Raw genomic sequence first — 20,015 nt, forward strand, 5'->3', positions numbered from 1 at the left:
TGTCCATGGCGATGACGTTGGCGCCCTTTTCCCTGGCGAGCTCCAGAAGTTCGGCATTCTGGCCCGGATAGAAGAACGAGATCAGCGTCTTGTCCGCAGACAGATAAGCGACCTCGCTCGCCTCGGGCGGCCGTACCTTGGCGACCACATTTGCCGAAGCCCACAGCGCCTCTGCCGACGGGGCCACCTCGACGCCCACGGCCCGATAGGCATCATCGGAAAAACCGGCCGCAACGCCCGCGCCCGTCTCAATGATGCTGCTATAGCCAAGTTTCGCAAGTTGCACCGCGCTGTCAGGTGTCAGCGCCACGCGCGCCTCGCTTGCGGTTACCTCCCGCGGCGCGCCAATTTTAATCGCCATGCTTGTCTGTCCTCTCCTGCCGACTAGGCAATGCCTTGTCCCTCAACAATGCGACAGCAGAACAAGCAAACCTTGAGAGTACTGTCCAGTACGCTTTGCCGCGAATCCGTCCATTCTTGTCGCTTTTTAGTTTTCACTAATCGTTTTTATCGGCCAAGCACTCCAGCCGACGGGCCGCTCGGGCACCAATGGCCAACAAAAAGGGGACGGCGACGCCCCACGAAGAGGGTGCTGCATCGGCTCCAGGGGGCCGCCGATTGCGTATGTGAAGCGACGCTTCACCAGAGAGGGGTCCCGAACCTGCGCGCGTTTCATGAAACGATCATGCCGAGCCGCGACTGACAATCCGGCGCCTGGCGTCGACACGCTACGGGGCCGCTGCTGCAAGCCCTCCTTCGGAGGTTCTTATTTCAATGCCCTCGGCACGGCACGGCGACGCGGTCTCGCCGCGTGCCGCGCCGTGCGGCCCCTTGGGAGGACGTTCTAGTTGCGGCTTTCGTAGCTGCTCAGATTTAAAGGGGTGACGAGCTCGAACGTGAACGACCCGCGCGTCCACGTCCTCAAAGGGATTCGTCGACAATGACGACCGGTCGCCCCAGGGAGCAGGCCTCCACCCGCGCCTCGACGCGATAAACCGAGCGCAGCATATCCGCGGTGATGACGTCGTGGGTGGGGCCGCTCGCCAGCACCGACCCGCCACTGATGACGATCGTGTCGTCGCAATAGCGCAGCGCATGGTTCAGGTCGTGCAGCGCGATCAACACCGCCATACCCGACTGCGCCGACAAACGCTTCATGAAGCCAAGGACCTCGATCTGGCGAAAGAGATCGAGCGCCGAGGTCGGTTCGTCCATCAACAGCACTTCGGGCTTACGCACGAGAGCTTGCGCGATGGAGACGAGCTGGCGCTGGCCGCCTGAGAGCTCACCAAGGCCACGAAAGGCGAGATCGGCGATCCGGAGTTCGCCCAGCACTCGGTCGATCTCGGCGAGTTCGGCGTCCTTCACCTTCCAGCCTGAGCCTTGCTTGGCCGACAGCAGCACCGACTCGTAGACAGTCAGCACGGCATTGGCGCCGGTATCCTGCGGCATGTAGCAGATGCCTTCGGATCCCTTGGCCGTATCGGACAGGTGGACAGTGCCGGGACCGGAGGTCAGGTTTGCTATGCGCTTGAACAGCGTCGACTTGCCGGCCGCATTCGGACCAATCACCGCCGTCAGGCCACCGCCGCGCAAGACACCGGTGTTGACATCTAAGAGCACCGTGCGCCGGCCATAATTCGCGCCGACCTTTTCCAGCGACAGGCTTACCATGCGCGCCTCCTGTTGGTGAAAATCAGCACGAAGAAGAAGGGCACGCCAACGAGCGCGGTGATGACTCCAATCGGCAGGACGGCACCCGGAATAATCATCTTGCTGACGACCGAAGTGACCGAAAGAAGGAGCGCGCCGCACAGCACAGAAGCTGGCAGGAAGAAGCGCTGATCCTCGCCGACCAGCATGCGTGCGATGTGCGGAGCGACGAGACCAACAAAGCCGATCGTGCCAACGAAAGAGACCGGGATCGCCGCAAGCAGGCTGACCGTCATCATTGCTTCGAGCCGGAGCCTTCGAACATTGATACCGAAGCTCGCAGCCTTATCGTCGCCAAGCCGAAGCGCGGTCAGCGCCCAGGCGTGGCGTGCAAACAGCGGCAAGGCGAACAGCAGCACGGCGCCGGTGATCCAGACCTTTGGCCAGGTTGCCTTGGTGAGACTGCCCATCGTCCAGAAGACGACGGCGGCCAGCGCCTGTTCGGAGGCGAGATATTCGAGCAGCGATAGCGCGGCATTGAAGGTGAAGACGAGCGCAATGCCGAGCAGAACGATTGTTTCGACCGTAACGCCGCGCATGGTGGAGGCGAAATGGATGAAGAGCGCCGCCAACATCGCCATGAGGAAGGCGTTGATTGGCACCATGTATTGGACGGCGACGGGAAAAACCGCCACGCCGGCAACGAGACCGAGGGCCGCACCGAAGCCGGCAGCGGCGGAAATGCCGAGCGTGAATGGACTTGCCAGTGGATTGGCAAGGATCGTCTGCATCTGCGCGCCTGCGACCGACAATGAGGCACCCACCGTCACGGCCATCAGGGCGATCGGCATGCGAATGTCCCAGATCACCACCCGGAGCTGGTCGCTTACAGTTTCCGGTCGAAAGAGCGCGGTCAGCACATCCGCGAGCGGATAGTTCGCAGGCCCGAGAGCCATGTCGACTGCAACCGACGCAAAGAGCGCGACGATGAGGCAGAAGATCAACACCAAGCGGCGCAAAACGAGAGAGCGGTAGCGCCCTCGCCCTTCAACGCCGGATACTTGTTCGGTCATGGCAACCATCATTCACCACTCTTTGGAAGCGAGGCGAAGTAACCCGCGCGGTAGGTCACCGGCAGAAACTTCTCATGGAACTCGCGGAAAGTCCGGTCAGGGTCTATGTCGGCAAAGAGCTCCGGATGGAACCACTTGGCAAACTGCTGGATCGGAATGAACTCGTAAGGGGCGCCGTAGAACTGATGCCAGACGGCATGCACATTGCCCTCCTTCACCGCCTTCAGGCCGGGAAAGCCCGGGCGCTGCATAAGGCCGCGCAGGCGATCTTCTGCCGCCGCCGCATCGGCGCCGCGTCCGACGCTAACGAACTGGTTGAGATCGGATTCCGCCGACCAGTTACTGCCGGTGATAATGACATGATCCGGATCGCTGACGATCAGCTGCTCAGGATTGAGGTCGCCGAAGGTCCCCTTGATGACGTCAGAACCGATATTGTGGCCGCCGGCCTCTTCCACCATTTTGCCGAAGTTGGCCGGACCGAAGGTGCGGCAGCAGACAACGTCGCCGGTGATGCCGGGAGAGCGCTCGATGAAGACTTTCGGCCGCACAATTTCCCCCGCCTTCTTGAGGCGGTCCGTCACCAGCCCGATTTGAGCATTGCGATAGTCGATGAATTCGCGGGCCTTCGCTTCGGCACCGAAGAGCTGGCCGAGGATTTCGACCGATTTTTCGCTATTGGCGGCAGGATCCACGCGGAAATCGAGATAGACGACGGCAATGCCGGCGGCAGCGGCCTTTTCGATGAAGCCCGATTCTTCGACCGCCTGCTGCGCTTCGAGATTGAGCGTCAGAACATCAGGCTTGAGCGCAATCGCTGCCTCGAGGCTGAAATCGCCTGAAGGGATATAGCCGAACCGCGGCAGTTTCTCGATTTCGGGGAAGCGCTCCACATAGGCAGCGTAGGAGTCCGGATCCTTCTTCAAAAGATCATCGCGCCAACCGACGATCGTGTCGAAGACATGCTCGCCTTTCAGCGCTGCGGCCACGTGGATCTGCCGTGCCTCGCCCAACAGGACGCGCTTGGCCGGGAGCGCAATTTCGACCCGACGGCCGGTGACGTCGACAATTTCAGCCGCACTGGCGGGCAAAGCCGCCAATACCAGGGCTGCGACCATCGCCGACGCGATTTTCCCGAAGATCGACATTCTCATTCCTTTTTAGTTGCGACGCCGGAGTCCTCCCCTCCTCCAGCTGTCGAACCGCTTACTTGGCTGACGTCAGCGAGACGAAGTAGCCGCTCTTGTAGGGAAGCGGCAGGAAGCGCTCATGCAACTCCTTGAACGTCGCCTCCGGGTCGAGGTCCGCGAAGAGATCCGGGTGCAGCCACTTGGCGATCTGCTGGATGGCCACGAACTGGTAGGGATTGTTGTAGAACTGGTGCCAGATGGCGTGAACCTGGCCGTCTTTCACGGCTTCAACGCCGGTGAAAGCCGGGCGCTTGGTCAGGTTTTCGAGCTTGCGGGCCGCTTCCTTCTCATCGGCGCCATAGCCGACGCCAACCCAGGCACCACCCGGCACATAACCCTGCCAGTTGCCGCCGGTGATGATGATCTGATCGGGATTGGCAGCGATGATCTGCTCCGGATTGACCACGCCGAAGGTGCCGGGAATGATGTCCTTTGCCATGTTTACGCCGCCGGCGAACTCGACCATCTTGCCGAAGTTCTCGTTACCGAAAGACATGCAGCAATCGTCGGAGTAACCACCGGCGCGTTCGACAAAAACGAGCGGCTTCTTCGGATTGGCCTTCGCCAAAACGTTTGTCACCTTGGCGATGCTCTCGGCGCGAAACTTGATGAACTCCTCGGCCTTCTCTTCCTTTCCCAAAAGCTTGCCCATCACGCGCATGCTCGGCTCGGTGTTTTCCATCGGCTTCTCGCGGAAATCGACGTAGACGAGCGGGATACCGACCTTGGCGAGCTTCTCGATGTAGCCAGCCTCCTCCGTCGCCGTCTTGGCGTCGACGTTCATCAGAACGACATCGGGTTTCAAGGCAACCGCCTGCTCGATGTCGAAGGTGCCATCCTTCATGCCGCCGAAGGTCGGCAGCTTGGCAATGCCAGGGTACTTTGCGAGATAGGCGGCATAGCTTTCAGGGTCTGCCTTTGCCAGATCATCGCGCCAGCCGACGACGCGCTTGAACGGCTCGTCGCGGTCGAGCGCGCCGAGGAAATAGATCTGCCGCCCTTCGCCGAGAATCACGTGCTCGACGGGTACGTTGACCTCGACATCTCGGCCCGTGACATCCTTCAACGTCACGACATCAGCGAAGGCTGCCGTAGAAAAAAGCACGCAAAGGCTTGCGGCGGCCGCAGCCACCCTGTTGAAAAACCGCATTGTTTTAGCTCCGCTGGAAAATTCAGGCGATCTAATGTTTCATGACTTTATTAGTCAACATTTATCTTTTAGAACGCCTCCAAACAGGAACGAGCGGTATCGACATGAGCGATGTGACGGAGCGGCAGAACTACAACCTGCGCGATGAAATCAAGGCCTACTGGTCGGACCGCGCGGCTACCTTCGATCTGTCCCCGGGCCACGAGATCTTCTCGGAGGAAGAACGCGCGGCCTGGCATCAACTGTTTCTCCGTCACCTTGGGCCGGGCGCAGGGCGTGCCGCGCTCGATCTTGCGAGCGGCACCGGCGTCATCTCGCATCTTCTCGATGAACTCGACTTCAAGGTGCAGGGCCTCGACTGGGCCGAGCCGATGCTCGAACGCGCCAGGGATAAGGCGCGCAAGCGCGGGCGAGCGATCCGCTTCGCCCTCGGCGACGCCGAAAATACCATGGAGCCCGACAACCATTACGATGTAATCGTCAACCGGCATCTGGTCTGGACGCTCGTGGACCCGGCCGCAGCCTTTGCCGAATGGCTACGGGTCCTGAAGCCCGGCGGCATGTTGCTGATCGTCGATGGCGACTTCGTCAATACAACCGCGCTCGAGCGGCTGTTCTCTAGGCTCAGCACATGGGGACAGCGCCTCGGCCTGTTCAAGGCTGAGACGCCAACCGGTTCCCCGCAGATGATGGCGACGCACCGCAGCATCCTCTCCCGCGTGCATTTCGCACAAGGCGCCCGCGCCGAGGCCGTCGTCGCGCTGTTGCGCGAAGCCGGCTTTACCGAGATTACGATCGACAGGGACCTTCGCGAAATCCATCGCACCCAGGCCGCGAATTGGAACCTTTTCAAGGGCTTGGCGCGACAGTCGCAGCATCGCTACGCCATTCGCGCGACGAAACCTTAGGGCCGAGGCAAACCCTACGCAGTCAGTGACTGTGTTCATGCGCAAAACGACCGGGCTCACGACTGCGCAATCTCGCTGCCAATCCGCAGGACCTCCGAGATTAAAAGGTTCAGGTCGTCCGGGCGGGTGCGATGATTGCAGATCGCCGCGCGCAGGCAATGCTTGCCCCGGATCGTCGTGTCGGAAAGCGCCGCCACGCCGGTTTCCTGCAGGCGCAGCATGATCTCGAGGTTGGTCTCCTTCAGTCGCTCCTCATTTAGACCTTCGGGCGCATAGCGGAAGCAGACGATGTTGATCTCCGGTTCAACGATGAGTTCCAGAGGCGGATTCGAACGGACGAGATCGGCGAGGAAGGCGGCCTGCGCGACGTTCTGGTCGATCAGCCGGCCGAACTTGGCCATGCCGTGCTCCATCAGCGCCATCCAGACCTTCAGCGCCACGAAGCCGCGACTGGTCTGAAAGCCGAATTCGTGCAGCCACTGACCGGAGGCGATGCCACGCGGCATGCCCTGCAGAAACTCCGGCGACACCGCAAAGGTTTCCCGGTGCTTTGCCCGGTCCCGGACAAGCGCGCAACCGACCTCAAAGGGGGCATGCAGCCATTTGTGCGGGTCGAGCGCGACGGAATCCGCCCGCTCGATGCCCTTGACGCGCCAGGCGTTCTCGGGCGCGATCGAAAGCAGCGCTCCGATACACCCGTCTACGTGGAACCACAGGTTCTCCTCCGCGGCGATCCCGGCCAAGGCGGTGAGATCGTCTACTGCACCGGAATTGACCGTACCGGCAGTACCAATGACGCAGGCAGGCCTGAAGCCCCGCGCGCGATCCTCGGCGATCGCCGCGCGAAGCGCCTCAAGGTCGATGCGGTAACGGGAATCGGTCGGGATCCGTCTGAGTGCCTTGTTGCCGAGGCCGAGCGTCTCGACCGCCTTGCGATGGCAGGAATGAACCTGATCCGAGGCGTAGAAGCGCATGGGTTCCGTGAGGGCCGCAACGCCCTCTTCGCGCAGATCGATGCCCGCCATGGCGTTGCGGGCAACCGTCAGCCCGACGAGGTTGGCCACCGAACCGCCACTGACCAGCGTGCCGCTCGCTGCCTTGGGAAAGCCGATCATATCTCGCAGCCATCCGACGACCTGCTGGTCGACAAGGGCAGCGGCGTGGCGTCCGCCCCCGAGATTGGAACCCTGGATCGCTGCAAGGAAATCACCGAGCGCTCCGGTGAAGTTGCCGGAGCCCATGTACCAGGACCAGAACCGTGGATGGATGTTGCCCATTGGATAGGCGAGCACCGTGTCCTTGACCTGTCGGTACACGTCCTCGAGGGGCGTCGGCCGATCCGGGACCGGCGCCTGGTACAGCGCTTCGATCTCCTCCGGCAGCGGTTGCCAGACCGGACGCTCGCGCACGCGGCCGAGATGGCCGACGGCATCGTCGATGATCCGGTGGGCGAGCGCCGAGACGGACGACCAATCGGGTGGGTCGAGGGTCTCGAGCGTAGCCAGGAGTTCCGGTTGCGTGAAGGCTCCCACGCTTTGCCTCGGTGATCGCGCTCCCATCGTTCCTCTCCCTATTCGGCGGCGAGCTGGAAGCCGGGCGTGGATCGCGACAGCTCCATCTCCTCGTCATCCATGTCCGCCGGGATCGTTTCGAACAGCGGCGTCGACAGATAGCGCTCCCCTGTGTCAGGCAGCATGCACAGGATCACCGAGCCGGCCGGCGCGTGCTCCGCGATCTGGCGCGCAACGCCGAAGGTCGCGCCGCCCGAAACGCCAGTGAAGATGCCCTCTTTCTGTGCGAGCGCCTTGGCCCATTCCATCGCCTTCGGACCGGCAATGGGGACGAGTTCGTCATAGTAGCGGTTGTCAATCGCCTCCTGCAGGACGTCGGGTATGAAGTCCGGTGTCCAGCCCTGGATCGGATGCGGCTCGAAGGCGGGATGGCTGGCGGCCGGCGCACCGCCCGTTCCGCGCTGTTGCGCATGACCGCTGCCGAGCAACTGCGCGTTGGCGGGCTCGGCAAGCACGATCTTCGTCTCCGGACGCTCACGCCGCAAAACCCGGGAGACGCCAACCACCGTGCCGCCGGTGCCGTAGCCTGTGACGAAGTAATCAAGACGGGAGCCGGCAAAGTCGTTGACGATTTCCCGGCCGGTCGTCGCCTCGTGGATCGCGGCGTTGGCTGTGGTCTCGAACTGCCGGGCGAGGAACCATCCGTTCTTCTCTGCGAGTTCGATCGCCTTGCGATACATGCCCAGGCCCTTCTCGGCGCGCGGCGTCAGAACGACCTTGGCGCCCAGCATGCGCATCAGCCGGCGGCGCTCGACGGAGAAGCTATCGGCCATGGTGACAACCAGCGGATAGCCTTTTTGCGCACAGACCATCGCCAGTCCGATGCCGGTGTTACCGCTGGTGGCCTCGACTACGGTCTGTCCGGGCTTCAGCTTGCCTGTGCGCTCGGCCTCCTCGATGATCGCAATCGCCAGCCTGTCCTTCACCGACGAAGCCGGATTGAAGAACTCCGCCTTGACATAGATGGTCGCGTTGCCGACGCCGAGATTGTTGACGCGGATCGCCGGCGTGTCGCCGATCGTCTCCAGCACGCTGTCGAAAAGCCGCCCGCGGCCGCTCGTGGTTCTCAGTCCAGAATTGTTTGGCATGGGTCCTCTCACTCTTCCGGATGCTAGGTTCGGCGAGGGATGCTAAAGTGCTGGCGTGGGAGCCGGCGTGGGAGTGCGCATGGAAACGGATGGCCCGGACGTGGTTTTTTCGGCAAAGGAGCTGGAACTGCGGCTGCTCGGGCCGATGAAACTCATGCGCCGCGGGGTGGCCGTGCCGTTACCGCCGTCGCGCAAGGTGCGCGCGCTGCTCGCTTATCTGGCCCTGACGCCAGGTTCGGTTCCTCGGGAACGGCTCTGCCATCTGCTCTGGCAAGTGCCGAGCGATCCGCGCGGTGAATTGCGCTGGAGCCTGAGCAAAATCCGCTTGCTCATGGACACGGATGGCCGCAAGCGCGTGATCACGGCTAACGACCGGATTTCACTCGATCTCGAAGACTGTGACATCGACGCACGCCACATCCAGGAAGCAAGGCGGCGCGGTATCGGAAACCTCGATCTGGAGGCGTTGCGGCCGATTGCTGGACGATGCGGAGGCGATCTGCTCGAAGGGGTCGAGATCGACAACAGCCCTGCCTTCGAGCACTGGCTGACATCGGTGCGGAGCGAGTTTCGCCTATACGCGCTGGAGATCGCGGCAGAAATCGGCAAGAAAACACCCGTCGGCGGTGAGGACGGCTTGCCGGCAGCCCGGCAATGGCTCGACCTCGCGCCGCTCGACGCAGACGCAAATCTCCGCTTCCTGGCGGAACTGTCCCGCAGGCGGATGGGCGACGCCTGCAACCGGCATCTCGATGCGGCAGCGCGCCTCTTTGCCGATGAGGGCGAGGACTTCGCGCCGATCCGAGAGGCATGGGAACGCCTCAGGCCCCTGTCCCGACAACCGGCGGTCGTCGTCGTTTCTGACGGTGTTGGCAGACCTTCCGAGCCCATCCACGTGACGGTCGCGCGCCGCGCCTCGATTGCCGTCATGCCGTTCCGCGAACTTGTCGCGGGCGGGGCGGGCCGGAACGATCTCGGCAGCGCGGTCGCGCATGACGTCATCAGCAAGCTGGCGCGCCTGCGCAGTCTCTTCGTTATTGCCCGAGGCTCTGTTTTTGCCATCGCTGGCGAAGGGCTCGAACTGCCGGAAATCGGCCGCCGGCTCGGCGTCGACTATGTCGCCACCGGCTTCCTGGAACAGCACGAACTCGGGATCGCCGTGAACGTGGAGGTCGCAGAGGCGGCCACCGCCCATATCGTCTGGACTGAGCGATTCGAGGCGCGCGCGGCCGAGCACTTTGCCGTCGTCGACGAGATCAGCAACAGCATCGTGTCGTCGATCGCCGCTGAAATCGAGAACGAAGAGCGCAACCGCGCGATCCTGAAGCCTCCGGATTCGCTCGACGCCTGGGAGGCCTATCATCGCGGCCTCTGGCACATGTTTCGCTTCACCGCCGAGGAAAACGAGCGCGCCGCCGAGTTCTTCCGCCTTTCGACACGCCTCGATCCAACCTTCTCACGCGCCCATGCAGGGCTGTCCTTCACCCACTGGCAAAGGGCATTCCAGCGCTGGGGCGACCGCGACGGCGAGACCCGGGACGCGCTCAAGGCCGCCGGGCAGAGCCTCTTGGTTGACGATCAGAACCCCGCCGCGCACTGGTCGATGGGGCGTGCCCTCTGGCTGACCGGAGACCACGACCAGGCGGTGCGCGCACTGGAGCACTCGGTCCTTCTCAGCCCCAATTTCGCTCTCGGGCACTATGCGCTCTCCTTCGTGCACGCGCAGTCCGGCGACCCCGCAGCGGCGATCACCGCATCTGATTACTCGCGGCTTTTAAGCCCCTACGACCCGCTGCTGTTCGGCATGCTCGGCACCCGCGCGATTGCCCTCATCCGGCTGGACGCCTTCGAGGAGGCTGCAGACTGGGCGATCAAGGCGGCAGCCCGTCCGAACGCGCATGTGCACATCCTCGCGATCGCAGCCCATTGTCTTGCGCTCGCCGGACGCCTCAGTGAGGCTCGCAGCTACGCGGCCCGCATCCGCCTGCAGAAGCCGGATTACCGGACGGACAATTTCCTCGACGCCTTCCACTTCACACCCGACGTCATCGCCCGATATCGCCAAGTGGCGGACTTGATCGGGCTGGCGACCTGAGTGATCGGTGCCGGCCAAATTCGCCTGCGTGTCTTAGAGCCGCTGGAGAAGGCGGTAGCGTTCAAGGATTTCAGCGATCTGTTCGTCCTGTGCCTTGTTTGGCAGAAGTGCTGGCTGTCGGCTTGCGCCGACAGATGCATCCTGCAGGTAGAGGGCGCGCTTGACCATCGCCGGGGCAAAGCCGAGTGCATAGAGGTCGGTCCGAAAGGCAGCAAAGGTTGCCTGCTGCTTCTGCGCTTCGACAATGTCGCCGGCATTGAAGGCCTTCAAGATACCTGCAAGCACATCCGGCATGGCGTTGCCGAGGCCCGAGATGCAGCCAGCCGCACCATTCTGCAGTGCCCAGAGCACGAGATGATCGGGGCCGGAGTAGACTTCGAAACCATCGACCTCGTGGGCAATCTGCAGATAGGCTTCCAAAGTTTCTTTCGCGCCGCCGGAATCCTTGATGCCGGCAATGTTGCCGTGGCCGGCAAGGGCGCGCGCCGTGTCGGGCTCGATATGGTTCTGCGTGCGGGCGGGTATGTCATAGAGGTAGACTGGCGTCTTCACGGCATCGGCGACGGTCGAGAAATGACGGACAAGGCCATCCTGGGTGCAGGCAATGAAGAACGGCGTGATCACTGCGATCCCGTCGACGCCGATCCGGTCGAATTCTCGGGCGAGCTTTACCGTCTCGAAGGTGGCCGGCATGCCGGCATTGACGATCACCTTGACGCGGCCGCCGACCTCGTCGACCACCTCCTCCGTGAGGCGCACCTTTTCCTCGTATGTCAGCGCGGTGAAGTCACCGTTGGTTCCGGCGCACATGATGTTGTTGCCGGATGCGACCTGTCGGCGGACCTGGGCGCGCGTCGCCTGGTAGTTAATGGTCTCGTCCTCGTTGAAGCAGGTCACGAGGGCGACGAAGGCTTGCTTGGTCATGCGGGTTTTCCTCTCAATGGACGGCGCCTCAGGACGCGCGCTGAAGACGGGCGGCGCGATGAGCGGCCTGGACGTCGGGATCGGGGTCGAGGCCGGCTGCAAGCAGCGCACGCGTATAGTCTTGCTGCGGCGCGTCGAACACCTCGCGCACCGTGCCAAGCTCGACGATGTTGCCCTTCTGCATAACCATGACGTGGTCGGCAAAGTCGCGCACCACCGGCAGATCGTGGGCGATGAAGATAAAGGCGATGCCCATTTCCTTGCGCAGCCGGTCGAGCAGCGCGATCACCTGCGCCTGCACCGAAACGTCAAGCGCCGAGACCGCCTCGTCGCAGATGATCAGCTGCGGCTCGAGTGCGAGTGCGCGGGCAATTGCGATGCGTTGGCGCTGGCCGCCGGAAAACTGATGTGGGTAGCGGCCCATGTGCTCCGGGCCGAGACCGACCTGCACAAGAAGATCAGCCACCCGCTCGCGCCATTTCGCCTTGGGCAAGATATCCGAATGAATGACCCAGGCCTCGGAAATGAGCTGGTAAACGGTCATACGCGGATTGAGCGACTGCGTCGGGTCCTGGAAGACCATCTGCAGGTCGCGGCGCAGCTTGTAGAGTTCCGTGGGCGACATCGTGAAGAGGTCGCGGCCCTTCCACAAGGCGCTGCCACTATCCGGTTCGTCGAGGCGAAGCAGGATGCGCGCCAGCGTCGACTTGCCTGACCCGCTCTCGCCGACGACGGCCATGGTCTCGCCGGGCATGAGGTCGAAGGACAGGCCCTTCAGCGCCTCGAAGGAGCCATAGCGTTTGCGCACGTCGCGAACTGAAAGAACGGGTTCGGCGCGAGCGGCTGGCACATGCATCTCGCCCTTGCCTGGGGCGGCGGCAATCAGCTTCTTGGTATAGGGATGCTGCGGGTTCTTGTAGACCTCGCGCACCGTGCCGGCTTCGACCAGGACGCCTTTTTCCATCACCACCACGCGATCGGCGATCTCCGCGACCACGCCGAGGTCGTGGGTGATGATGAGGACCGCCATGCCGGTCTCTCGCTGCAATTCCTCAAGCAGCGCGAGCACTTCGGCCTGCACGGTGACGTCGAGCGCCGTCGTCGGCTCATCGGCGATCAGGAGATCTGGCCTGAGTGCCAATGCCATCGCAATCATGACGCGCTGGCGCTGGCCGCCGGAGAATTCGTGCGGATATTTGTCGAGCGAGCGCTCCGGGTCGGGGATGCCGACCCGGGTCAACAGCCGCAACGCCTCGGAAGCGGCTTTCGCGGCGTCGGTCCCGTGGGTGGTGAGCGCCTCGCGGATCTGCCAGCCCACGGTATAGACCGGGTTGAGATGGCTCAGCGGGTCCTGGAAGATCATGGCGATACGGCGCCCGTTGACCTTTCGCCTTTCCTGCGCCGGCATTGTCAGCAGGTCGACGCCGTCGAGCAGGATCTCGCCCGAGCTGATGCGTCCCGGCGGCATGTCGATCAGGTTCATGATCGCCGAGGAGGAGACCGACTTGCCGGATCCGCTCTCGCCAAGGATTGCGAGCGTCTCGCCACGGTCGAGATGGTAGGAGATATTGCGGACCGCTTTCACGACGCCGACTGCGGTGTGGAATTCGACCGACAGGTCGCGAACTTCCAGGAGATGGTCAGCCATTCTTGCGACCTTTCATTTCAAGACGCCAGCGCTGCACTGGGTCGAGCGCGATGCGCAGCCAGTTCGACAAGAGGTTTAGCGACATGGTGGTAAGGATGATCGCAAGGCCGGGCCAGAACGAAAGCCACCATGCGTTGGTGAGGTACTGACGTCCCTGCGAGATCATCAGGCCCCAGGTGATTTCCGGCGGCTGGATGCCGATACCGAGGAACGAAAGCGCGCTTTCGGCCAGCATCACATAGGCGAAGTCGAGCGTCGCAAGCGTCGTCAGCGTCGGCAGCACGACAGGCAGAATGTGGCGGAACAGGATGCGCTTGCTTGATGCGCCCATCACGCGCGCGGCCTGCACGAACATGCGTTCACGGATTTCCAGCACTTCGGCGCGTGTGGTTCGCAGGTAAACCGGGATGCGTGTGATCGCCAGCACCAGCATGAGGTTCAGGATCGACGAGCCGAGAATATAGAGAACGATGACTGCGATCAGCAGCGACGGAAAGGACATGATCACGTCCGCGAGCCGCATGATGATCTGATTGACGCGCGGCGAGGAAAAGCCGGCGACAAGGCCGAGGAAGGTGCCGACGGTTGCTGAAAGCGCGACGGCACCGGCGGCCACCATCAGCGTGTTCTGGGTGGCAACGATGATGCGGGCAAGCAGCGGCCGCCCGAGGGCATCGGCCCCCATCCACCAGACCCAGCCGCGCTCCCAGTCGAAAGGCACGGCGTTGCGGCCTCTAAGGTTCTGTTTGGTCGCGAGATCGCCGAGCCAGGTCGGCCCGATGATTGCGATGATTGCGATGATGAGAACGAAAAGCAGGAAGATCGCGGCGCCAAGCGCGAATTTGTCGGCAAGCAGCATGCGGAACATGCGGGTGGCAAAGCGCGGTTCTTCGGTACCAACGGTATCGGCGGTCTGCAGGGTCATGGTCCCCTCCTCAGTGCCGGATGCGCGGATCGAGCAGCGCGTAGGCCAGATCGATCAGCAGGTTCATGAGGAAGATCGCCAGCGCCGTGACGAGGATGGCGGCGAGCACGACGTTGAAATCGCGCTGCAAGATGGAATCGATCATCAGCTTGCCGACGCCCGGAAACCCGAAGATCGTCTCGACGATTACCGCGCCGTTCAAAAGGCTCGCGGCCTGGTCGCCAATGACGGTGATGACCGGCAGCATGGCGTTGCGCAGCGCATGCACGAAGATGATCGGCCCGGATTTGACGCCCTTGGCGCGCGCCGTCTTCACATAGGCCGAAGAAAGCGCCCCGATCATCGAGCCGCGCACCACCTGGACGATGATGCCGAAAGGCCGGATGAACAGAACCGAGATCGGCAGGATCCAATGAAGCAGCGACCCCGTGCCCGAAGTCGGTAGCCAGGCGAGGTTTACCGAAAAGACGACGATCGCGACGATGGCGATCCAGAAATCGGGAACGGAAGCGCCGACCAGCGAGATCAGCGAGGAGAGCCGATCGAAGAAGCCTCCAGCGCGGAAGGCGGCAAGCGAACCGACGACGATCGCAGCACCAGCGACCAGCGTCATGGTGATGACTGCGAGCCAGAGCGTCCAGGTGAAGGCCTCAAGCACCACGTCCAGAGCAGGACGCGCCTTGCGCAGGGATTCGCCAAAATCGCCGGTGACGACGTCGCTGACATAGCGTCCGAACTGCACCAGCATTGGATCGTTCAAGCCATGCAGCTCGCGGAATTGCGCCTTCATCTCTGCGGAGGCTTCGACCGGCAGGAACAAGGCGGCCGGATCACCTGTCAACCGCGACAGGAAGAAGACCATGACGAGCAGCCCGACGAGCGAGATCAGACTGGCCACGGCGCGTTTTCGAACGAATTTCAGCATGGCGCCCTCGAAGAAATCCGGCGGCGGGATCAGCCCACCGCCTTGATTGCTGTTGTGACTGGCGAACCTGTCGTTCGCCAGGGCAGATTACTTGATCTTGATCTCCGAGAGCTGCAGCGTCCCGTTGGTCGCCATCGTCGGCTTGAATTCGAGCCGCTCGGAAACGCGGGAGAAGCCTACCATGTGGAAGAGCAGGACGTCGGCAACGACATCGTCATGCACATAGGCGATCAGTTCCGACCAGAGCTTGGCACGCTCGTCGCCGACGGCAGCCGACGCGCGCTTGATCAGGTCGTCGACCTTCGGATCGGAGAAGCCGGACTGGGTGCCTTCGGTTGCGTATTTGAAGAACGTCGAGAACGACGGATCGCCCTTGGAATTGTCGTGCATGGCGGCAACGATCTGCGGGCCGCGACCTTCCTTGAAGGGCTTGGAATAGTACTGCTCGTGCTCGGCGACCTCGACGAATTTCAGCTCGACCTTGAAGCCGACTTCCTCAAGCTGCGCCTGAATGGCTTCCATGATCTCGGTCACGTTCGGAAAGTTTGCAGAACGGGCAATGATGGTGATGGGCGTGTCGACTTTGACGCCATCGGCCTTGGCTTCCTCAAGCAGCTTCTTTGCGCCTTCCGGATCGTAGGGGAAGACCTTTACGTCGGGGTTCCAGCCAAGCGTCGGTGGCGGCACGATCGCGGTGGCGAGCAATGCGCTTTCGGGAACCAGGGTACCGAGGAAGGCCTGGCGGTCGATGGCGACGTTGAGCGCGCGGCGGACACGAACGTCGTTCAGCGGTTCGATGTTGTGATCGATGCGCAGGTAGACGGTTTCGCTGTCGAGGTAGGAAAAGTCCGTTGCCGGGTTCGTGGCATCGAGCTGCGAGATCGACGGCGAAAGGTCGGCTTCGCCGGTCTGCACCATGGCTGCGCGCACCGACGGGTCGGCGCGGAACAGATAGGTGGCTTCCGTCACTTCGGGCTTTGCGCCCCAATAGTCGTCACGGCTGGTCAGCACGATCTGCTGGCCCGGCGTCCAGTTGGTCAGCTTGTACGGACCGGTGCCGACCGGTTCGCGCACGAACTCAAGCGGCGTTTCCTCCGGCACGATCGTGACGAGAGACATCAGCAGCGGCAGGATCGGCTGAACCGGGTCGGCCTTGAAATCGATGGTGTAGTCGTCGACGACCGTCGGGGTCACCGTGATGCCGCCGAAGTAGCGGCGCGATTCACAGGTGTTCTTGTCGCTCATGATGCGATCGAAGCTGTGCTTGACGTCCTTGGCGTCAAAGGTCGTGCCGTCGGAGAACTTGACGCCCTTGCGCAGGTGGAAGCGCCAGCTGCTGTCTTCGTTCTGCTCCCATTTTTCGGCCAGGCGCGGCATGACGCCCTTGTCACTGCGAACGTCGAGTTCGGTCAGCGTTTCGCTGACGTTCTGCATGATGACGCGGCCGATGTTCGAGCGCGTGGCCATGCAGGGCTCCAGCAGGTCGGCCTCCTCGGCCAGCACGATCTTAATGGGGCCGGACCCGGCGAATGCGGGCGACAGGGCCGAACTCAACATGAGTGCACTCAAGACAAATAATTTCTTCACGGCATTTCCTCCCTAGTGAAATTCGTTCAGCTGGATGTTGCTTTTCCGGATCGCGCGGCAATTAGCGCCGCGCAACCGATGAGCCCGCCGCCGCAAAGGGTGGTGAGGGCGATCTGTTCGCCAAAAAGCGCGAAGCCGCCGAGCGCCACGAGCGGCAAGCGCAAAAAATCGACCGGCGCGACGATCGTGGCGGGCGCGAGTGAAAAAGCATGGGTCATCATACCCATGCAGGCAGTTCCCACGACACCCTGCAGCGCCAGAAGCGTCATCTCCCTCGCCCCAGGCATGGTCCAGAACGGCAAGGCGAAAAGAAGCGCGATCGGAACGGTCAAAAGGAGATTCCAGACGACCAGCGTTGAGGTCTTATCGCCCTTCGACATGGACTTCAGGATCAACTGAATGGTCGACTGGAGCATCGCGCCAGTGAGGGCGAGAAGGATGGCGAGACTGAAGCCGGTTCCCGAGGGGCCGATGATCAGCATCGCGCCGCCAAAACCGAGCACCACCGCACCGATCATAGCCGGGCCAGGCCTTTCGCCCAGCGCCAGTGCGGCACCGAGCAAAAGGAAGATCGGCGACATGAAAGCGATGGCCGTCACGTCAGCAAGCGGCCCCCAGCTGAAGGCAGCGAAGAAGGCGACCATGGCGAGCAGCTTGAAGCCGGCACGGACCGCATGCTGACGCAAGGGGTGGCTCGACTTGAGCACCGATGGGCGCAGGGCAACAAAAGGCAGAAGGATGAGCGCGCCGAAGAAAGCGCGGAAGAAGCCGATGACGAAAGGATGCACGGCGCCGTTCAGCGCCCGCACGATCACCGCGTCGGCGGCAGCAAGGATCGCTGCACCAACCGCGAACATGACCGCCATCTTAGCCCCCTTCGGGCTGGCTTCCAGCATCAGACCTCCTCCCGGCATCCTCTTGCCGGCTTGTTCAGACCATCCACCTTTCACCAAAGTTTGTCAAATTAATTCGCGATGTAAATTTTGTATCGAAATAATCACAATAAATATTTCAGTAAAATCAGTGCGTTATGCGCCATAGTAAACGGGCACATGTCTATTTGTAACTTTATCAAACTTGACAACTTTGAAAATTGGGTGATTTTCGAAGCACACAGGAGGAACTCATGGACCCTGAAGAAATCGCCCGCAGCATGAATGGCCTGCTTCAAACCGTGTCGCCCGAGCGTATGGAAGCGCTGTTGCCGTCGCCGATGATCCAGAACCATGCAGCCTTCCTGCATCTGCTTTCAGACGGCGCGCTCGCCTGTGCCTGGTTCGGCGGCACGCTCGAGGGCAAATCGGACATTTCCATCTTTGCTTCGGTGCTGCCCAAGGGGGCGACGCAATGGGGACCGCCGCAGCGCCTGAGCTTCGATGCCGCGCATTCGGAGCAAAACCCGGTGCTCTTCACTGCGCCCGATGGCAGGCTGTGGCTCTTTCACACCTCCCAACCCTCAGGCAATCAGGACGAGTGCCGGATCCGGATGGCTGAGGTCCGCCGCGATGCTTCCGATCCGCTGGTACTAACGACCAGCGAAGGCCGTTACCTGGACCTTCCCCGTGGCTGCTTCATCCGCGCGCCGCTCGTGGTGCGCGGTGACGGCGCGTGGCTGCTGCCGATCTTTCGCTGCGTTCAGCGCCCCGGGCAGAAGTGGAACGGCAGCCATGATACGGCAGCCGTCGGCATTTCGCTTAATCAGGGCGAGACCTGGCAACTGGAAGAACTGGATCAGTCCATTGGCTGCGTGCACATGTCGCCGGTGTCGCTTGGCGAAGGCCGTCTTGCTGCCTTTTTCCGCCGGCGGCAGGCCGACTGGGTCTACAGGACCGAGAGCCTCGATGAGGGCCGCTCCTGGTCCAGGCCCGAGGCCAGTGACATCCCGAACAACAATTCCTCGATCGCCGCTCTCAGTCTGAAAGACGGCCGGATCGCGATGATCTGCAACCCCGTCAGCGCGGCCGACACCGCCGAACGACGCACGTCGCTTTATGACGAGCTCGGCGAGGACGACAACCGCCCGGACGCCGACCCCACGGGCGGTTGCGTTCCGATCTGGGGTGTCCGGCGCGCGCCAGTCTCTCTTTGCCTCTCTCAAGATGGCGGCAAGACATTTCCCGTGCGCCTGCTGATCGAGGACGGCCCCGGGACATGCCTTTCCAATGACTCGACCGACGGCCGCAACAAGGAGATGTCCTATCCCTGGCTGCTGGAGGGGCCGGACGGCGCCATGCACCTTGCCTACACCTACCACCGGCGCGCCATCAAATATGTCCGCCTGGCCCCTGGCTGGGACCACGCTGACCAACGGAGACCTTCATGAGCAATATCATCGGCATAACCATGGGCGACCCGTGCGGCGTCGGCCCCGAGATTTCGGTGCGCGCGCTGGCCGACATGTCGCCGCAAGAACGCGATACGGTCCGGATCTACGGCAATCTCGCGACGCTCGAAGCGGCCCGCGCCGCTCTCGGCCTTGAGGTTGATCTCACCGGACATGTCGTCGATCTGCCGATTGAAGGTGCGCCGCTTGCCTGGGGACAGCTGAGCCCTGTCGCCGGCGACGCGGCCTTTCGCTTCATCGAAAAGGCAGTGCGCGACGCAGAAGCCGGTGTGATCGGTTGCATCGTCACGGCGCCCATCAACAAGGAAGCGCTAAACCTTGCTGGTCATCACTATGACGGCCACACCGGAATGCTGCGCAGCCTCACGGGCTCCAAGGCCGCCTACATGCTGCTTGCCTCCGAGCGCCTCAAGGTTATCCACGTTTCCACCCACGTGGCGCTGCAGGAGGCGATCCGACGCTCGACGACGGAACGGGTGCTCGCCACGATCCGCGCCGGCGACGCTCACTTGAAGCGTATCGGCTACGTAGCGCCCAAAATCGCGGTCGCCGGCATCAATCCCCACTGTGGCGAAAATGGCCTGTTCGGCACCGAGGATGACGACCAGATCGTGCCGGCCGTTGCGCAAGCACGCGCGGAAGGCATCGATGCCTATGGGCCGATTTCAGCAGATACGGTGTTCCATCGCGCCTATTCGGGCGCCTTCGACCTCGTGGTCGCGCAGTATCACGACCAAGGGCACATCCCCGTGAAGCTCGTCGCCTTCGACACCGCCGTGAACGTCTCGGTGGACCTGCCGATCGACCGAACCTCGGTCGATCACGGCACGGCCTTCGACATCGCCGGCAAGGGGATCGCCAACCACGGCAACATGAACTCCGCCATCGCCTATGCCCGCAAGTTGGTGGCAGGCGACGCCAAGCGAGGATGACA

Annotated in this window: 16 protein-coding genes and 1 pseudogene; 4 read left to right on the forward strand and 13 right to left on the reverse strand. The window is 62.4% G+C overall.

Annotated features, from left to right (window positions below):
* From IB279_RS35555 to IB279_RS35575, 5 genes and pseudogenes are all read right to left on the reverse strand, one after another.
* A pseudogene (locus tag IB279_RS35555) lies at positions 1–355 on the reverse strand (NAD(P)(+) transhydrogenase (Re/Si-specific) subunit alpha); the annotation flags it as partial.
* 566 nt (positions 356–921) lie between these two features.
* Complete coding sequence (locus IB279_RS35560) at positions 922–1,674, reverse strand: ABC transporter ATP-binding protein (RefSeq protein ID WP_034796220.1); 753 nt, start codon at positions 1,672–1,674, stop codon at positions 922–924.
* Complete coding sequence (locus IB279_RS35565) at positions 1,668–2,735, reverse strand: iron ABC transporter permease (protein WP_226020927.1); 1,068 nt, start codon at positions 2,733–2,735, stop codon at positions 1,668–1,670. The genes IB279_RS35560 and IB279_RS35565 overlap by 7 nt, the downstream gene beginning before the upstream one ends.
* Positions 2,735–3,874, reverse strand: coding sequence for an ABC transporter substrate-binding protein (locus IB279_RS35570; protein WP_375292976.1), 1,140 nt, complete (start codon positions 3,872–3,874; stop codon positions 2,735–2,737). The genes IB279_RS35565 and IB279_RS35570 overlap by 1 nt, the downstream gene beginning before the upstream one ends.
* Positions 3,875–3,932: 58 nt before the next feature.
* On the reverse strand, positions 3,933–5,066 hold the full coding sequence (locus tag IB279_RS35575) for an ABC transporter substrate-binding protein (protein ID WP_090426889.1): 1,134 nt from the start codon (positions 5,064–5,066) through the stop codon (positions 3,933–3,935).
* 104 nt (positions 5,067–5,170) lie between these two features.
* Here IB279_RS35575 and IB279_RS35580 point away from each other — a divergent pair, with 104 nt between their 5' ends.
* Positions 5,171–5,974, forward strand: a complete 804-nt coding sequence (locus tag IB279_RS35580) for a class I SAM-dependent methyltransferase (RefSeq protein WP_090301932.1) — start codon at positions 5,171–5,173, stop codon at positions 5,972–5,974.
* Positions 5,975–6,030: 56 nt separating this feature from the next.
* On the opposite strand, the gene IB279_RS35585 is transcribed toward IB279_RS35580, so the two are convergent.
* Together IB279_RS35585 and IB279_RS35590 are read right to left on the reverse strand one after the other, a co-directional pair.
* A complete protein-coding gene (locus IB279_RS35585) occupies positions 6,031–7,533 on the reverse strand; it encodes an aspartate aminotransferase family protein (RefSeq protein ID WP_113188492.1) in 1,503 nt (500 codons plus the stop codon).
* A gap of 11 nt (positions 7,534–7,544) precedes the next feature.
* Positions 7,545–8,633 carry a PLP-dependent cysteine synthase family protein gene (locus tag IB279_RS35590; RefSeq protein ID WP_060518054.1) on the reverse strand — a complete coding sequence of 363 codons (1,089 nt, stop codon included), beginning with the start codon at positions 8,631–8,633 and terminating at the stop codon, positions 7,545–7,547.
* A gap of 79 nt (positions 8,634–8,712) precedes the next feature.
* Between IB279_RS35590 and IB279_RS35595 the strand changes: the two genes are divergently transcribed.
* On the forward strand, positions 8,713–10,728 hold the full coding sequence (locus tag IB279_RS35595; RefSeq protein ID WP_192341145.1) for a transcriptional regulator: 2,016 nt from the start codon (positions 8,713–8,715) through the stop codon (positions 10,726–10,728).
* A 33-nt stretch (positions 10,729–10,761) separates the two neighbouring features.
* Here IB279_RS35595 and IB279_RS35600 read toward each other — a convergent pair whose 3' ends face one another.
* The 6 genes from IB279_RS35600 to IB279_RS35625 form a co-directional block, all read right to left on the reverse strand.
* Positions 10,762–11,652, reverse strand: coding sequence for a dihydrodipicolinate synthase family protein (locus IB279_RS35600; RefSeq protein WP_192341147.1), 891 nt, complete (start codon positions 11,650–11,652; stop codon positions 10,762–10,764).
* A gap of 28 nt (positions 11,653–11,680) precedes the next feature.
* A complete protein-coding gene (locus IB279_RS35605) occupies positions 11,681–13,300 on the reverse strand; it encodes an ABC transporter ATP-binding protein (protein ID WP_060518061.1) in 1,620 nt (539 codons plus the stop codon).
* Positions 13,293–14,225 carry an ABC transporter permease gene (locus IB279_RS35610; RefSeq protein WP_192341149.1) on the reverse strand — a complete coding sequence of 311 codons (933 nt, stop codon included), beginning with the start codon at positions 14,223–14,225 and terminating at the stop codon, positions 13,293–13,295. Before IB279_RS35610 ends, IB279_RS35605 begins: the two co-directional genes overlap by 8 nt.
* Before the next feature lie 10 nt (positions 14,226–14,235).
* Complete coding sequence (locus tag IB279_RS35615) at positions 14,236–15,150, reverse strand: ABC transporter permease (RefSeq protein WP_060603520.1); 915 nt, start codon at positions 15,148–15,150, stop codon at positions 14,236–14,238.
* Between the two features lie 87 nt (positions 15,151–15,237).
* Entirely contained in the window at positions 15,238–16,707 is a 1,470-nt protein-coding gene (locus tag IB279_RS35620; RefSeq protein ID WP_210338778.1) for an ABC transporter substrate-binding protein, read from the reverse strand.
* Between the two features lie 56 nt (positions 16,708–16,763).
* Positions 16,764–17,633, reverse strand: coding sequence for a DMT family transporter (locus IB279_RS35625; RefSeq protein ID WP_063979509.1), 870 nt, complete (start codon positions 17,631–17,633; stop codon positions 16,764–16,766).
* Between the two features lie 230 nt (positions 17,634–17,863).
* Here IB279_RS35625 and IB279_RS35630 point away from each other — a divergent pair, with 230 nt between their 5' ends.
* The gene (locus IB279_RS35630; protein WP_192341153.1) at positions 17,864–19,060 is read left to right on the forward strand and encodes an exo-alpha-sialidase; all 1,197 of its coding nucleotides are present in this window, start codon (positions 17,864–17,866) and stop codon (positions 19,058–19,060) included.
* Positions 19,057–20,013, forward strand: a complete 957-nt coding sequence (pdxA, locus tag IB279_RS35635) for a 4-hydroxythreonine-4-phosphate dehydrogenase PdxA (protein WP_060580796.1) — start codon at positions 19,057–19,059, stop codon at positions 20,011–20,013. Before IB279_RS35630 ends, pdxA begins: the two co-directional genes overlap by 4 nt.
* Positions 20,014–20,015 lie beyond the last annotated feature (2 nt).

Origin of the sequence: Ensifer sp. ENS06 (assembly GCF_014852205.1) — a bacterium.
GTDB lineage: Bacteria > Pseudomonadota > Alphaproteobacteria > Rhizobiales > Rhizobiaceae > Ensifer > Ensifer adhaerens.

Excerpts from the sequence above, each read along its gene's own strand:
- IB279_RS35560 (WP_034796220.1), bottom strand. The coding sequence starts at position 1,674 with ATGGTAAGCCTGTCGCTGGAAAAGGTCGGCGCGAATTATGGCCGGCGC.
- IB279_RS35565 (WP_226020927.1), bottom strand. The coding sequence starts at position 2,735 with ATGGTTGCCATGACCGAACAAGTATCCGGCGTTGAAGGGCGAGGGCGC.
- IB279_RS35570 (WP_375292976.1), bottom strand. The coding sequence starts at position 3,874 with ATGTCGATCTTCGGGAAAATCGCGTCGGCGATGGTCGCAGCCCTGGTA.
- IB279_RS35575 (WP_090426889.1), bottom strand. The coding sequence starts at position 5,066 with ATGCGGTTTTTCAACAGGGTGGCTGCGGCCGCCGCAAGCCTTTGCGTG.
- IB279_RS35580 (WP_090301932.1), top strand. The coding sequence starts at position 5,171 with ATGAGCGATGTGACGGAGCGGCAGAACTACAACCTGCGCGATGAAATC.
- IB279_RS35585 (WP_113188492.1), bottom strand. The coding sequence starts at position 7,533 with ATGGGAGCGCGATCACCGAGGCAAAGCGTGGGAGCCTTCACGCAACCG.
- IB279_RS35590 (WP_060518054.1), bottom strand. The coding sequence starts at position 8,633 with ATGCCAAACAATTCTGGACTGAGAACCACGAGCGGCCGCGGGCGGCTT.
- IB279_RS35595 (WP_192341145.1), top strand. The coding sequence starts at position 8,713 with ATGGAAACGGATGGCCCGGACGTGGTTTTTTCGGCAAAGGAGCTGGAA.
- IB279_RS35600 (WP_192341147.1), bottom strand. The coding sequence starts at position 11,652 with ATGACCAAGCAAGCCTTCGTCGCCCTCGTGACCTGCTTCAACGAGGAC.
- IB279_RS35605 (WP_060518061.1), bottom strand. The coding sequence starts at position 13,300 with ATGGCTGACCATCTCCTGGAAGTTCGCGACCTGTCGGTCGAATTCCAC.
- IB279_RS35610 (WP_192341149.1), bottom strand. The coding sequence starts at position 14,225 with ATGACCCTGCAGACCGCCGATACCGTTGGTACCGAAGAACCGCGCTTT.
- IB279_RS35615 (WP_060603520.1), bottom strand. The coding sequence starts at position 15,150 with ATGCTGAAATTCGTTCGAAAACGCGCCGTGGCCAGTCTGATCTCGCTC.
- IB279_RS35620 (WP_210338778.1), bottom strand. The coding sequence starts at position 16,707 with ATGTTGAGTTCGGCCCTGTCGCCCGCATTCGCCGGGTCCGGCCCCATT.
- IB279_RS35625 (WP_063979509.1), bottom strand. The coding sequence starts at position 17,633 with ATGCTGGAAGCCAGCCCGAAGGGGGCTAAGATGGCGGTCATGTTCGCG.
- IB279_RS35630 (WP_192341153.1), top strand. The coding sequence starts at position 17,864 with ATGGACCCTGAAGAAATCGCCCGCAGCATGAATGGCCTGCTTCAAACC.
- pdxA (WP_060580796.1), top strand. The coding sequence starts at position 19,057 with ATGAGCAATATCATCGGCATAACCATGGGCGACCCGTGCGGCGTCGGC.